Origin of the sequence: Rheinheimera tilapiae (assembly GCF_042432165.1) — a bacterium.
Lineage (GTDB): Bacteria > Pseudomonadota > Gammaproteobacteria > Enterobacterales > Alteromonadaceae > Pararheinheimera > Pararheinheimera tilapiae.
This window is the reverse complement of sequence record NZ_JBHLXP010000001.1, coordinates 124,083-137,128: the sequence shown is the minus strand read 5'-3', so window position 1 is coordinate 137,128 and position 13,046 is coordinate 124,083. Positions and strand designations below refer to the sequence as shown.

The 13,046-nt window shown below is 53.3% G+C and carries 12 protein-coding genes; 9 read left to right on the top strand and 3 right to left on the bottom strand.

The features are described from left to right. The first annotated feature begins 146 nt into the window (after positions 1-146). The 4 genes from ACFFJP_RS00650 (at position 147) to ACFFJP_RS00635 (ending at position 5,070) form a co-directional block, all read left to right on the top strand. A complete protein-coding gene (locus tag ACFFJP_RS00650) occupies positions 147-1,511 on the top strand; it encodes a M24 family metallopeptidase (protein ID WP_377239376.1) in 1,365 nt (454 codons plus the stop codon). A gap of 97 nt (positions 1,512-1,608) precedes the next feature. Next, positions 1,609-2,439 (top strand): hypothetical protein, encoded by an 831-nt coding sequence (locus ACFFJP_RS00645; RefSeq protein WP_377239375.1) that lies wholly within the window; start codon positions 1,609-1,611, stop codon positions 2,437-2,439. A gap of 107 nt (positions 2,440-2,546) precedes the next feature. Beyond that, positions 2,547-3,893 carry a DUF3472 domain-containing protein gene (locus ACFFJP_RS00640; protein ID WP_377239374.1) on the top strand — a complete coding sequence of 449 codons (1,347 nt, stop codon included), beginning with the start codon at positions 2,547-2,549 and terminating at the stop codon, positions 3,891-3,893. Positions 3,894-3,999: 106 nt separating this feature from the next. Beyond that, positions 4,000-5,070, top strand: coding sequence for a S66 peptidase family protein (locus tag ACFFJP_RS00635; protein ID WP_377239373.1), 1,071 nt, complete (start codon positions 4,000-4,002; stop codon positions 5,068-5,070). Positions 5,071-5,103: 33 nt separating this feature from the next. Here ACFFJP_RS00635 and ACFFJP_RS00630 read toward each other — a convergent pair whose 3' ends face one another. Together ACFFJP_RS00630 and ACFFJP_RS00625 are read right to left on the bottom strand one after the other, a co-directional pair. Next, positions 5,104-6,513, bottom strand: coding sequence for a sigma-54-dependent transcriptional regulator (locus ACFFJP_RS00630; protein WP_377239372.1), 1,410 nt, complete (start codon positions 6,511-6,513; stop codon positions 5,104-5,106). Continuing rightward, positions 6,513-8,426: a sensor histidine kinase gene (locus tag ACFFJP_RS00625; protein ID WP_377239371.1), complete on the bottom strand. Its 1,914-nt coding sequence runs from the start codon at positions 8,424-8,426 to the stop codon at positions 6,513-6,515. The genes ACFFJP_RS00630 and ACFFJP_RS00625 overlap by 1 nt, the downstream gene beginning before the upstream one ends. 309 nt (positions 8,427-8,735) lie before the next feature. Here ACFFJP_RS00625 and ACFFJP_RS00620 point away from each other — a divergent pair, with 309 nt between their 5' ends. The 5 genes from ACFFJP_RS00620 to ACFFJP_RS00600 all read left to right on the top strand — a co-directional run bounded on the left by ACFFJP_RS00620 (position 8,736) and on the right by ACFFJP_RS00600 (position 12,551). Further along, positions 8,736-10,175, top strand: coding sequence for a cytochrome ubiquinol oxidase subunit I (locus tag ACFFJP_RS00620; RefSeq protein WP_377239369.1), 1,440 nt, complete (start codon positions 8,736-8,738; stop codon positions 10,173-10,175). Continuing rightward, positions 10,175-11,200, top strand: coding sequence for a cytochrome d ubiquinol oxidase subunit II (gene cydB, locus ACFFJP_RS00615; RefSeq protein WP_377239367.1), 1,026 nt, complete (start codon positions 10,175-10,177; stop codon positions 11,198-11,200). Before ACFFJP_RS00620 ends, cydB begins: the two co-directional genes overlap by 1 nt. A gap of 8 nt (positions 11,201-11,208) precedes the next feature. After that, on the top strand, positions 11,209-11,385 hold the full coding sequence (locus ACFFJP_RS00610) for a hypothetical protein (RefSeq protein WP_377239365.1): 177 nt from the start codon (positions 11,209-11,211) through the stop codon (positions 11,383-11,385). A 189-nt stretch (positions 11,386-11,574) separates the two neighbouring features. Beyond that, positions 11,575-11,898: a hypothetical protein gene (locus ACFFJP_RS00605; protein ID WP_377239364.1), complete on the top strand. Its 324-nt coding sequence runs from the start codon at positions 11,575-11,577 to the stop codon at positions 11,896-11,898. An 89-nt stretch (positions 11,899-11,987) separates the two neighbouring features. Continuing rightward, on the top strand, positions 11,988-12,551 hold the full coding sequence (locus ACFFJP_RS00600) for a CBS domain-containing protein (RefSeq protein ID WP_377239363.1): 564 nt from the start codon (positions 11,988-11,990) through the stop codon (positions 12,549-12,551). Between the two features lie 125 nt (positions 12,552-12,676). Here the strand turns inward: ACFFJP_RS00600 and ACFFJP_RS00595 are convergent, their stop codons facing one another. Then, on the bottom strand, positions 12,677-12,916 hold the full coding sequence (locus ACFFJP_RS00595) for an antitoxin Xre/MbcA/ParS toxin-binding domain-containing protein (protein ID WP_377239362.1): 240 nt from the start codon (positions 12,914-12,916) through the stop codon (positions 12,677-12,679). Positions 12,917-13,046: the final 130 nt, after the last annotated feature.

Sequence of the window (13,046 nt, the reverse complement as noted above, 5' to 3'; positions counted from 1 at the left end):
CCCGCCATTACTGATAAAAATCAACGAACAAGACCAAACCCCACCGATCCCGGTTCAATCCCCTGTTGGTAGCCAGAAAATTCTTTTAGGATAAATTTCAGCCAATTGTCCGCACATCAGTCAGGCGCATCCAAAGGAAATTACCTATGAAACCACTTTATCTTGCTCTGCTGCTGGCTTTCAGCCCGGTGGTTTTTGCCAATGAATCTGCAATCAACACAAATGTACTGCCGGAGCGTGAGCAGGCGCAGCTGATTGATGAGTTATTGCAGCAACGGCTGACACAGATTTTGCCGCCGCTGATGCAGCGCGAAAACATCGATATGTGGCTGCTTATTTCCCGCGAATACAACGAAGACCCGGTGCTGAAAACGATGTTGCCGGCTACCTGGCTGTCGGCGCGCCGGCGCACCATGTTGGTGATCTTTAATCCGGGCGCCGGCAAAGCGCCAGAGCTCTACGCCGTAGCGCGTTATGACGTCGGCACTGCGTTTAAAAAAGCCTGGGATGTGGAAAAACAACCAGACCAATGGCAGGCTCTGGCAGATCTTATCCGCAGTAAAAAGCCGAAACGCATTGGCATTAATCAGTCGGCCAGTTATGGCCATGCCGATGGCATGGTCGCGACTGAACTTGATCTGCTCAAGCAGGCACTCGGTGCTGAGCAATCCAGCAAACTGGTCAGTGCGGAGAAACTCGCGGTGGGTTGGCTGGAAACGCGCTTGCCGGCCGAGATCGAGCAATATAAAAATTTGACCGCGATTGGCCATCAACTGATTGCGCGGGCTTTTTCTAACGAGGTGGTGACACCGGGTAAAACCAGCACTGAAGATGTGGTCTGGTGGTTACGTCAGCAAAGCACCAAGCTTGGCTTACCGGTTTGGTTCCATCCCACTGTCTCCATTCAGCGGCCGAGCTCCGGCAAATTCGACCAGATTAAAGCCTTCTCGTCGGCAAAGAATGCGGCGAAAGCCGACACCGCAGCAGAAAGTATCATTCAGCCGGGCGACCTGCTGCACGTCGATTTTGGCCTGACCTATTTGAGGCTGAATTCGGATCAGCAACAACATGCATATGTGTTACGGCCCGGCGAAACTGATGCGCCGGATGATTTAAAACAGGCGCTGAAACTGGGTAATCAGGCGCAGGACATCCTGACCGGCAACTTTAAAACAGGTTTAACCGGCAATGCGTTACTGGCAAAAAGCCTGAATGACGCAAAAAACAAAGGCCTGAAAGCGACAATCTACAGCCATCCAATTGGGCACCACGGCCATGCGGCCGGTCCAACCATCGGCATGTGGGACAATCAGCATGGCACGCCTGGCAGCGGCGATTATCCGCTGCACGCCAACACGGCTTACTCGATTGAACTAAACGTCGCAGTGGACATCCCGGCTTGGGGTAACGAGATCCGCATCATGTTGGAAGAAGATGGCTATTTTGACGGCACCAAGTTCCATTATCTCGATGGCAGACAACAGCAACTACATCTGATCAGCGCGCAATAGCGACGATTTTGCCTAAATTGCGTCGAAACGCCGGTATTTTTCGATTGAACCCCGTCGAAAATACCGGTCGCTGCGTTACAGTCTGAGCAAAGCCCCAATGATGGGAACGACTTTGATACGACGCATTTTTACTGCTCTCTGGTTTTTAACCGGCACTGCGGCTGTGGCAGCGCCGCTGCAAATGGTATTGCTGGAAAACCACATGCCACTCAGTGCCGACAAAAGGATCAATGTTGAAACGCGGATCTTGCCGAAGCTACAACAAATCGCCTTACCTGAAATTCAAATCGAACCCCAATTACTCAGCAATGCCCGCGCCTGGGAGATGCTGCGTCAACCCGGCCATTATTGCGCGCTGAATAAAGTCCATACCCCTGAGCGCGCTACCTTTTTGTATTTTGCCAAACTGCCAACCAGCGTCTATCCACCACTGCAGCTGCTCAGTACCCGGCCTTTATCCGATCATCCCATCGACCTCGAAGTCTTATTAAAACAACAACCTGAGTTAAAAATCGGCGTAGTCAGTGGTCGCAGCTACAATGCCCGCATCGACGCCCTGATCAAACAATATCCGCAGCAGTTCTATCAGCGTAGCGGCGACGATGCCGCGGAAAACCTCGCATTAATGCTTGGAAAAAATCGCTTGGATGCGGTGATTGAATTTGCCGCTATTGTGCGGGCCAGCCTGAAAAAACAAGGGCTGAACCAAACCATCATCGGTCAGCAACTGCAAGGAGTGGCCTTGTCGCGCGGCTTTATCGTCTGCAACAAAAGCCCGCTCGGCTTACAGCTGATTCGCCTGCTCGACCAGAAAATGCAGGACCGGCAATATCAGGCAGATTTAGTCCGTTACCATCGCGAGTTTTTCAGTGCCTCGGATTATGCCCTGATCCATGCCGACCTGATGCAATATTTTCCACTACAATAAATATATTCGTAAGTTTCATTTGCTTTCTTTTTAAGCAAAAGCTAGCATCCTGCCAGATTGTTTACAAATATTTCTCACTATTTCAGCAATGTCGCAGGAGTGTTGTCATGTTCAATAGATTGCTGGCAGGTCCGGCTTTACTTTTCATTTCGTTATTAAGCGCAGGCTGCGGTAGCAGTGGTGGTAAAGAAACGGCTGCCGCGCCGCAGCCGGTGCAGCAAACGCCTACTCAGCCACAGGCACCGCAACTGAGCCTGAAAGTCCCCACTGCAGCCAATAGCTGGGTCGAAGGCAATCCGAAAGAAACTGAAACCATCATTCAGGCCAATGGCATCCGCAACTGGCGTCGTAGCTCTGACAAAATTGTCACTTACCTGCGCCTTGGCAAAGCTGGTGAACTGGAGCTGGCACTGAATGCTAAAGTGCTGTCCGGCACGTCGGCGATCGAAGTCAGTGTCGGCGGACTGAGTAAAAAAATTGAACTGAACAACACCACGCTGCAGCAGGTCTATGTCGGCAAATTTGCGGTCAGCCAGCCCGGTTATCAGAAAATTGTATTGCAGGGCGTCAGCGCCAGTGCCGACGTTTTTGCCGATATCGATGACATCCTGATCGGCGGCAGCGCAGTCGGCAGTGACACCTACTTTATCAAAGACGAGTTTTACTGGGGCCGGCGTGGACCATCAGTGCACCTGAACTATCAAAGCCCAACCAGCGCGCCGCTGGAATATTTCTACTCTGAACTGACAGTCCCTGCCGGTCAGGATGTGATTGGCTCTTACTACATGGCCAATGGTTTTGGTCAGGGCTATTTTGGCATTCAGGTGAATTCCGCCAGCGAACGCCGCGTCTTGTTTTCGGTCTGGAGCCCTTATGAAACCGATGATCCGAGTAAAATCCCGCCGGAAGACCGGGTACAGTTATTGCGCAAAGGTCCGGACGTACAAGCCGGTGAATTTGGTAACGAAGGCTCCGGCGGGCAAAGTTACCTGATTTATCCGTGGCAAGCGGCTACCACCTATAAATTCTTACTCAAAGCCAAACCGGTGGACAACAACAGCACCGATTACAGTGCCTGGTTCTATGCACCAGAACAGGCACAGTGGCGCCTGATCGCCAGTTTCCGCCGGCCTAAAACGCAAACCTGGCTGACCAATCAGCATGCTTTTCTGGAAAATTTTATCCCTGAAGCCGGTCAATTCAGCCGGGAAGCCCACTATGGCAATGGCTGGGTCCGTACCGCCTCTGGCGAGTGGCTGCCGCTGCAACACGCCAGCTTCAGCTATGACGATACGGCCCGGCGACAATCGCGCTGGGACTATCAGGGTGGCGTGAAGAATGGCCGTTTTTACTTAAAAAATGGTGGTTTTTTTGATGATTTCACCACATTTGGCAGCAAATTCAGTCGCGATGCGACCGTAGCGCCAGTGTTGGATTTGATGAAATTACCGTAATTTATTCCTTGGAATATCTTTTTCAAGAATAAATTATCAACAAACTCTGGCCGCTGCGTCACCAACGCGATATAACTGTGGTGAAAATTCCACCACAGGGTTGCAGATGCAGATGTCAGAAGCCAACTTACCCCGTCGCCAGCTCGCGAAAAATATACTCGGTCTGGCGGCAACAGGGACTTTATTCAGTCTCGCCGCGCCCGCCGCGATGGCGGCGGCGCCTCTGCCGATGATCAAACCGCGGCCGCTGCAGCCGGGCGATACGGTCGGACTCGTTAGCCCCTCTGCTGCCACCGCAGACGCGATGGATTTTCAGCTGGTGCAACAGGCGATGCAGGCGCTTGGCTTCAAAGTGAAAAACGGCAACTTTATCGCCAACCGGCGTGGTCATCTGGCCGGTACCGATGCGGAACGCGCCGCGGATCTCAATGCGATGTTTGCTGATCCTGAAGTCAAAGCGGTGATTTGTCTGCGCGGTGGTTCCGGTGCCGCCCGTATTTTGCCGCTGCTCGATTACGCGCTGATCGCGACCAATCCAAAACCTCTACTCGGCTATTCGGACATCACAGCGCTGCACTGTGCGCTGCAGGCGAAAACCGGCCTGATTAGCTTTCACGGCCCAAACGGCACCGATGGCTGGCCGGCCTTTAATGTGCAGCAATTTCAACAGCTATTTTTTGCCAAAGTATTGCCACTGTATAAAAACGAAGCAGAAATCAACGATGAACTGGTGCCACGCAACAGTCAGACATTGACCATTCGCAGCGGTATTGCGGAGGGCCGGCTGGTTGGTGGCAACCTGACCGTATTAACCGCTTTATCAGGCACGCCTTATTTTCCGGATTGCCGCGACAAAATTCTGTTTATTGAAGACATTGCCGAAGCCCCTTACCGCATCGACCGGATGCTCAGCACGCTGGCGTTAAACGGCACACTCAAGCAAATCAAAGGCTTGGTTTTTGGTGAGTGTACGGACTGTGAACCGGAACATGGCTATGGCAATCTGACCCTCGACCAGATCCTGCAGGACTATGTATTGCCGCTGCAGATCCCGGCCTATCGCGGCGCCATGATTGGTCATCTGAAACGACAGTTTATTTTACCGGTCGGCGCCAAGGTGCGGCTCGACGCCACCGCCGGCACTCTGCAGCTGCTGGAGCCGGTGTTTGCCGGCTAAACCGGACTCGTGCGGTGCTCTGGTCGCACTGCGTCAGTCGCTCAAGCCCATTTGCTGCAAACCATAGCGCTCAATTTTTTTCAGTAAACCCTGGCGCGATAACCCGAGTTGGCGCGCCGCCTGACTGCGATTGCCCTGATGCGCAGTCAGTGCTTCGCTCAACAGGCGAATTTCCAGCTGGCGCACCTGTTCGTCCAGCGAACTGCCAGGCGGTAGCTGTACGTCAGGAAAAGACACTTCCTGCACGTCCAGATGCAAGAGCTGAATATCGGCCAGCTGTACCACGCCATGGCGCGCAATCGCCACGACACTTTCCAGCGTATTGCGCAGTTCACGCACATTGCCGGGCCAGGGCCGTTGTAAAAACCATTGCAGCGCCGGTGCCGATAACTGGACACTTTGTGCTGATTTTGCGGCGATTTGCTGTAAAAAATGCTGAATTAGCAATGGAATATCTTCGCGACGTTCATCCAGCGCCGGCGTTTCCAGCGTGATGCCTTTGATGCGGTAATACAGGTCTTCGCGAAACCGGCCTTGTTTCACCAGCTCCGGTAACTGCGCATTGGTTGCCGACACCAGCCGGATATCAATTTTCTTTTGCTCGCGGCCACCGACCGGATAAAAAGTGCCTTCCTGCAACACGCGCAGCAGTTTCACCTGCATCGGTAGCGGCATTTCGCCAATTTCATCGAGAAACAACGTACCGCCGTCAGCCATATTGAGTAAGCCCTGGCGGTCTTTGTCGGCGCCGGTAAAAGCACCACGTACATAGCCGAATAACTCGCTTTCCAGTAATTCAGCCGGGATAGCACCGCAATGCACCGACACAAAAGGCCCGGCCGCGCGCAAACTGAGTTGATGCAAAGCTTTAGACACCACTTCTTTGCCGGTACCAGACGGCCCGGTCACCAATACCCGCACGTCCGTCGGTGCTATTCGTTCAATCAGCGTACGGATATTACGCAGTGCCGGCGACACCCCAACCAGCGGCAATAAGCCTTGTGCGGCGCTGACGCCGCGCTTCAGACTATTCAGTTCCTGTTCCAGCAAGTGCTTGCTGACGGCGCGTTTCACCACCACCGCCAGCAAATCGGGATCTATCGGCTTGGCGAGGAAATCCCAGGCGCCAAGGCTAATCGCCTGCAGCGCCAGTTCACGCTCGGCGTGACCGGTCAGAATGATCACTGGCTGCCCAGCCAGTTCCGGCAGCGCATTCAGCGTCGCCTGCGGGTCAAAAACTGGCGGCAGGGATAAATCCAGCAAGACTAAATCAACCTGTTGCTGCACCAGAATGGCTTTGGCCTGTGCCAAATCAGCAGCCAGTAACACTTGATGACCCTGCTGTTGCAAAAAGCGCTCGGCCAGCAGCCGGAATGCCGGTTCGTCATCCACCAGCAACACTTTGGCGGTGCGGAAACTATCTAAAGAAAAAGCAGCGCTCATCAGCGTATCTCTCCGGAAACAACAGGCAAATAGAGGGTGAAGCAGACCGGCCAGTCAGGGTCGGTATCATGCTGAATACGGCCCTGATGGGCCAAAATGATGCGGGCCACGATGGCAAGACCCAAGCCACTGCCACCGGCTCTTTTGCTGACAAAAGGCCGGAACAGCTGACCATCCAATAACGCAGGGTCCAGCGCCGGACCGTTATTCAGCACCCGGATCTGCACTTCTGTATCTGAAGTACTAGCCTCAACGCGCAAACAAGCGCCGGGCTGATTGCGTAAAAAAGCAAAGGCGTTGTCGAACAGGTTTTGCAGCACTTGCTGAATCCGATAAGGGTCGGCGTACAACTGCAAATCGGCCGGCATCGCAAGCTCAGTGCGCACGCCATCTGGCGCCTGTAGCAATAACGACTGCACTAAGGGCTGCAGCGGGAACAACGTCGGTTGCAGCTGCAGCCGGCCGGCATACACCAGCATGTCGGCGATCAGCCGGTCCGCCCGTTTTAACTGAGTTTGAATATGACCGCGCAGTTCAGCATCCACGGCAGCAGACGCCATCGAAATAATATTCAGCGGATTGCGCAGCTCATGCGCCATCGATGCTGCCAGCGCGCCCAGCTCAACCAGGTGTTGCTGCGCCAGCTGCTGTTTTTGTGCTTCGGCCAGCGCCAGCGCCGACTGCAAGCGTCCACAGCTGCTGACCAGCAACGAGCCAAACACTTCGGCGGTCAACTTTAACGTCGGTGTCAGGCCCTGCTCACCCGGAATACTGAACTGCCAGTGCTTGCCGCTTTGGTCGTCGCTGTCAGTGGCGATGACCATCAGCTTTAAAGCCGACACCTCAGCACTTTGTGCCAGCAGTTCAGCCCCCTGCAGCAGGCAAATCTGCACCGGTTGTTTCAGTGGCTGTCGGATCAGCAAAGCCGACTGCTCCGCCAGTTGCTGCCAGTCCGCCGCCAGAGACAGCTGTTGTTGCCAGCGACTAACCATGGCTTCACTGAGCTGCACGCCGGGAAAAATCAGCCTCTCAGCCAGGCGACTGGCGGGTCTGTAGGCCGCAGCTGCCAATAACAGCAATAAACTGGAATATAACCACAGCTGCCAGCCCGGCACTGCGGCCAGCGCAGGCATGCCAAACTGACCAAACAGCGAGCTCATCAGCGCCATCAGCAGTAGCAGCAACAAGCCCATCACCAGATAGACCAGGGCACGGCTGGCAAAGGCATTCACCGCCAGCATCTGATACCGCACCACGCTGTACACCAGCAACACCAGATACAACGGCAATACCAGCATCGGATAGGGATACCAGTTCAAACCAAGCGACGGGAAGACAAAACTGGTGGCCAGCAACAAACCAAGACCAGCCGTCATCGAAATGGCTACCACCGAATGATGTTTATTGCCGTGATAGGCATGACGGCCACGCCACAGCACCCAATGCGCCAGCATGCCCAGCAGCACTGTGTACGCCAGATTGAACCAGCCAAAACCGTCAAACAGGAAAAAAACCGGCATGCCGTACAGCGCCTGCACCCGGGCCGACGGCTGCGACCAGCTCAGTAACACCACCAGCACAGACGCCAGCAAAAACCAGGACTGGTATTGCCGCAACCATTCAATCCAGCGCAGCTGTGGCTGTTGCGGCTGCGCTGTGACATAAGCCAAAGCGAATTGCAGGAAAAAGGCCGGCATTAACGGATTGGCCAGAATGAGCGCTTTACCCGGTAACAACAAATCATGTTGCAGCGCCAGATGACCACCACACCAGACAGCCATCATGGCGCAAAAGCCGGCCAGTGGTTTCAGTACCGGCTGAAAACGGGCATGCCACCACAACCAGAGCCCGGTCCAGAGGGCACTGAGACTGGTCAGCCCCAGCATGGTCTCAAATAACATTGCTAAATCCATTGGATCTCCCGGTTCCAGAGTTCTGCATGTCAACGCTGTTGACAGATGCAAAGATGTACAGCGTAAACCAGCTTGTCAGCCACCTCAAGCAGCTTTCAATTTATTGATACAGATCAATGTTTTGTCAGAAATCAAAACACTGGCCCAACAATCGCATTGAGCTGGCATCGCTTTTGACTGATTGGTTCGCCGTGAGAGGAGTTACCTGATGTTATGGTCTGTGTTTTTCACTGAGTTCTGTTTCCTGTTGGGCATTGCCGCCTTGCTGGCCCCGCTGCTGTATTGGGCTGAAAATCGCCGGGGAGCTGCATGATGGAATTAGATTCCGCGATATTGTCCCGGCTGCAGTTTGCGTTTACTGTCAGCTTTCACATTATTTTCCCGTCTATCACTATTGGTCTTGCGACACTGATCGCGATTTGGGAAGGCCTGTGGCTGAAAACCCGTAACCCGCTGTATCTGCAACTGGCTAAATTCTGGATCAAACCTTTTGCCATCACTTTTGGCATGGGCGTAGTGTCCGGCATCGTGCTGTCATACGAATTCGGCACGAACTTCTCGAAGTTTTCCGAGCTGACAGGTGCAGTGATCGGGCCTCTGATGGCTTACGAAGTGCTGACTGCCTTTTTCCTCGAAGCCGGTTTCCTCGGCGTCATGTTGTTTGGCTGGCAACGCGTCAGCGCCCGTCTGCATTTCTTCGCCACATGTACCGTGGCGGTCGGCACCTGGATCTCGGCATTTTGGATCATCGCCGCCAATAGCTGGATGCAAACACCGGCCGGTCACGCCATCGTCGACGGCAAATTTGTGGTGGAAAGCTGGCTGGAAGTCATTTTTAACCCATCGATGCCTTACCGGCTAAGCCATATGCTACTCGCCACCATGCTGACCGCAGGCCTGGTCGTACTGGCCACTTCGGCCTGGTATCTGCGCCGCAAAGAACATATCGCATTCGCCCGCAAAGGCCTGTCGTTTTCACTATGGTGGTTATTGATTTTTGCGCCGCTGCAGGCTTTTGTCGGTGATTTGCATGGTTTGAATGTGAAAGAACATCAGCCGGTGAAACTGGCGGCGATGGAAGGGATCTGGCCAGCGCGCGAACAGAACGTGCCGCTATTATTGTTTGCGATCCCAGACCCGGTACAGGAGAAAAACCACTTTGAAGTGGCGATCCCCGGCATGGCAAGTTTGATCCTGACGCATGACTGGCAAGGTGAATTGACCGGTCTGCAATCAGTACCTAAAGCCGACAGACCTAATGTGCCGCTGGTGTTTTTCTCGTTCCGCATCATGGTTGGGCTGGGCGTGCTGATGATTGTTGTCGCACTTTGGGGGCTTTGGCTGCGCCGACGGGAAGCTTTGTATCAGCAACCGTTGTTCTTGTGGCTGTGCAGTATGCTGGCTCCCACTGGCGTAATTGCCGTGCTGGCTGGCTGGTATGTGGTCGAAATAGGCCGGCAACCCTGGATTGTCTATGGTCTGGTCCGTACCAGTGATGTGGTATCGCCACTGCCACCGGAGCGCGTCGCGTTGTCGCTGACTTTATTTGTGCTGACTTACAGCCTGTTATTTGCGGTCTACCTGTATTTCTTCCGCAAGTTGATTAAAAAAGGCCCACCGCCGCTGGAGTCGTTACAACAACATCTGATTGGCGTGGAAGCCTCAGGTTATGCGCTGGCGCTGACCAAAACGCTGCACCCGGCTGAACACCGCACCGACACCGACCGTCACAACGAAGGAGCGAAATAATGGATTTGCCACTGTTTTATTTCCTGTTACTCGGCTTTGCCATTCTGATGTACGTCCTGCTGGATGGCTTTGACTTAGGGATCGGCATTTTGTACCCATGGTTTCGGGACGAAGCCGACAAAGACCAGCTGATGCGGTCCATCTCACACGTCTGGGACGGCAACGAAACCTGGCTGGTATTTGGCGGGGTCATTCTGTTCGGCGCTTTTCCGGCCGCGTACGCCGGCCTGACATCGGCATTGTACGCACCCATTATGCTGATGCTGATTGGATTGATTTTCCGCGGAGTCGCTTTTGAATACCGTTTTAAATCCACCACGTCCAAACGCTGGTGGAACCGGGCTTTTGCCATTGGCTCGACTGTCGCCGCGTTCTGCCAGGGCCTGATGTTGGGAGTTCTGATTGGCGGTACTCCGCTGGTCTCGGCATCGCCGCTGGATTTACTGACGCCGTTTACGTTGTTTACTGGTTTTGCTTTGTTAGCGGGTTATGCATTACTCGGATGTACTTATCTGGTGATGAAATGCCGTGATGATCGCCAGCAGCGCGCAGCCCGTTATGGCCGGCGGCTGGTGTGGGTGCTGATGGGCGCGATGCTGGTGGTCAGTATCTCCACGGCCGTTGGCAGTGAAGAGATCTGGCAACGCTGGTTTGGTGGCTGGCACTTCCTGTGGTTATGGCCACTGCCGCTTTTGTCAGTGCTGGCTGCCCGCCTGCTCTATCGTGATTTGGGCCGGGTACAACGCCAGCTAAAAGCCGGCGCACTCCCCCACAGCCGCCATGAAGACCGTCCGTTCTGGCTGGCCGTGAGTTTATTTGCACTGGGCTTTGCCGGCCTGCTGGTCAGCCTGTTCCCAGCCATCATGCCAGGTAAGCTGAGTTATATCGAAGCAGCAGCACCGCAGGCCAGCCTGCAATTTATGCTGCCGGGTGTGCTGATTTTTGTGCCCTTAATTCTGGCGTATACCTGTTGGGGCTACCGCATTTTTGCCGGCAAAGTAGAAGACTTCACCGAAGGTTATTGAGGGGATTAATGATGGACAAACAGCCGCAAACAGCTGAAATTTTTTCTCTTACAACTACCATTCGTCGCAAATGGCAGCGGTTACAACGCCCGGGTAATCACTGGTTTTTTCTGCTGTATCTGGGGGGGCTACTGTGCATCATGGCGATCGCCAGCTTATTGAAATTTGGTATAAAAATGCTGTAATCACTGGGTTTTCAAACAATCTCCTACAGAAAAAACTGCAGTAAATCTTGACGTGGATCAGGGTTTTCAAACACAGCCTGATTGACTTTCCCAGTCAGGCTGTAGATTTTTTTTCATTGTCTTTTCAAAACAGCCGCTGCTATAGTCGGATTATGGTTCTGCCGTTGAACCTGCCTGAGATGAAATTCTATGCGTCTGCTGAATGTGTTTTTAGCCATCCTTTATCTGAGCGTCCTGTTGTCGGGGGAAACCCGATCTGCATCTCAGGCTTGGGTGGATAACACTGAAGCGCAATTCAGTCACAGTCAGTCCCTGATCAGCCAGCAATCATCAAAAATTGCCGACGCTGAAACGCCAAAAGATCCCGAAATCAAACATCCAGTGCTGTTGCAGAGCAAAACTGCCGCCACTGCGTTGTACTCTAATGCCATTGCCCACTTTGCCCCTGAGCAGCTGCCACAGCGCTCAGCTCTGCTAACAGCAGCTCCACGCGCGCCACCTGCTATCGCCTGATCTGGTTTTTGTCCGCTGTAGACACAGCACCGCATTCTTTTTTTCCAGTTTAGATAGGACCTGCCGGCGCGGGTCCATGTGAGGCATGTATGAGAAAGTTAAACGTTTATACCGTTGATCATATCGACCACTTGATCCAACCAACTGAATTCGCTGACACCACGTTAAAATCACCTGCGTTGCAGATCTTTAATGACTTCCGTCACAGCGCACCGGCCATCCTCGATGCTGAAACCAATGCATTGGAAGCGCTGGATATGATGACGCATGAACATTGCACCTTTAAATTGGTGGTTGATGCGCACAAAGAGATGATTGGTCTGATTAGCACTGAACAGCTATCGACCCAAAACATCATGCAGCATGTCAGCAAAGATCTTAAAGCCAGCGAGCTGCAAGTGGTTGATTTAATGCGGTCACGCGAAAATCTGATCGCATTGTCTTATCAGCAGATCCAATACTGCACAGTCGGCGATGTGCTGAATACACTGCAACACAATGGTGAGTCATATTGCGTCGTCATCGATTTGGAAAACCATCAGATCCGCGGTGTGATCAGTGCACGTGATATTGCCAGCCGCTTACATTTACCGCCGCTGGATATTGAACGGCAACCAACGTTCCTGAATATCTTCGACCGGCTGTACGCCTAACGTTTTAAGCGTCGGGTTACACAAACCAGGTTGGGAACCGGCTGTTGGGGCCGGTGTGGTTAGGACAATAAAGGCGGCTTCGGCCGCCTTTATTGTTTTTGATGACCCGTTCCGGAGTAACCGGATTAGTAGTCATCCTGCATCCGATCCATCAGGCTGGTCAGGTATGCGATGCCATTTTCTGCTGATAAAGCATTAATAGGTGCCTGTCCCATCGTATAAGCATTGGCATTAGTCAGCCACTGCGCAAACAATGCATCAGAGCCGAAATAGGCCAGACCTTGCTGATAAAACTGTTCTGCCTCGACCGGATCAATCGCGTGCGAACGAATCATCCGATATGCATTTTCCGAGATTGTTGCCATAGCATCCCTCCTGCGGTGTTTGCCTGAACCTTTTTACTATAGTCAAGGCTGCCAATTCGCCAAGCGATATTGTTAAAACACCGGCGTTCTGCGCCACGTCAGCTTTACAGGCGATGCATTCGTATGCAGC

Bases quoted from the DNA above. Each gene is read 5' to 3' on its own strand.
- ACFFJP_RS00625 (WP_377239371.1), bottom strand. From the start codon at position 8,426: ATGGATTTAGCAATGTTATTTGAGACCATGCTGGGGCTGACCAGTCTC.
- ACFFJP_RS00610 (WP_377239365.1), top strand. From the start codon at position 11,209: ATGATGGACAAACAGCCGCAAACAGCTGAAATTTTTTCTCTTACAACT.
- ACFFJP_RS00600 (WP_377239363.1), top strand. From the start codon at position 11,988: ATGAGAAAGTTAAACGTTTATACCGTTGATCATATCGACCACTTGATC.
- ACFFJP_RS00595 (WP_377239362.1), bottom strand. From the start codon at position 12,916: ATGGCAACAATCTCGGAAAATGCATATCGGATGATTCGTTCGCACGCG.
- ACFFJP_RS00605 (WP_377239364.1), top strand. From the start codon at position 11,575: ATGCGTCTGCTGAATGTGTTTTTAGCCATCCTTTATCTGAGCGTCCTG.
- ACFFJP_RS00645 (WP_377239375.1), top strand. From the start codon at position 1,609: ATGATGGGAACGACTTTGATACGACGCATTTTTACTGCTCTCTGGTTT.
- ACFFJP_RS00650 (WP_377239376.1), top strand. From the start codon at position 147: ATGAAACCACTTTATCTTGCTCTGCTGCTGGCTTTCAGCCCGGTGGTT.
- ACFFJP_RS00635 (WP_377239373.1), top strand. From the start codon at position 4,000: ATGCAGATGTCAGAAGCCAACTTACCCCGTCGCCAGCTCGCGAAAAAT.
- ACFFJP_RS00630 (WP_377239372.1), bottom strand. From the start codon at position 6,513: ATGAGCGCTGCTTTTTCTTTAGATAGTTTCCGCACCGCCAAAGTGTTG.
- ACFFJP_RS00640 (WP_377239374.1), top strand. From the start codon at position 2,547: ATGTTCAATAGATTGCTGGCAGGTCCGGCTTTACTTTTCATTTCGTTA.
- cydB (WP_377239367.1), top strand. From the start codon at position 10,175: ATGGATTTGCCACTGTTTTATTTCCTGTTACTCGGCTTTGCCATTCTG.
- ACFFJP_RS00620 (WP_377239369.1), top strand. From the start codon at position 8,736: ATGATGGAATTAGATTCCGCGATATTGTCCCGGCTGCAGTTTGCGTTT.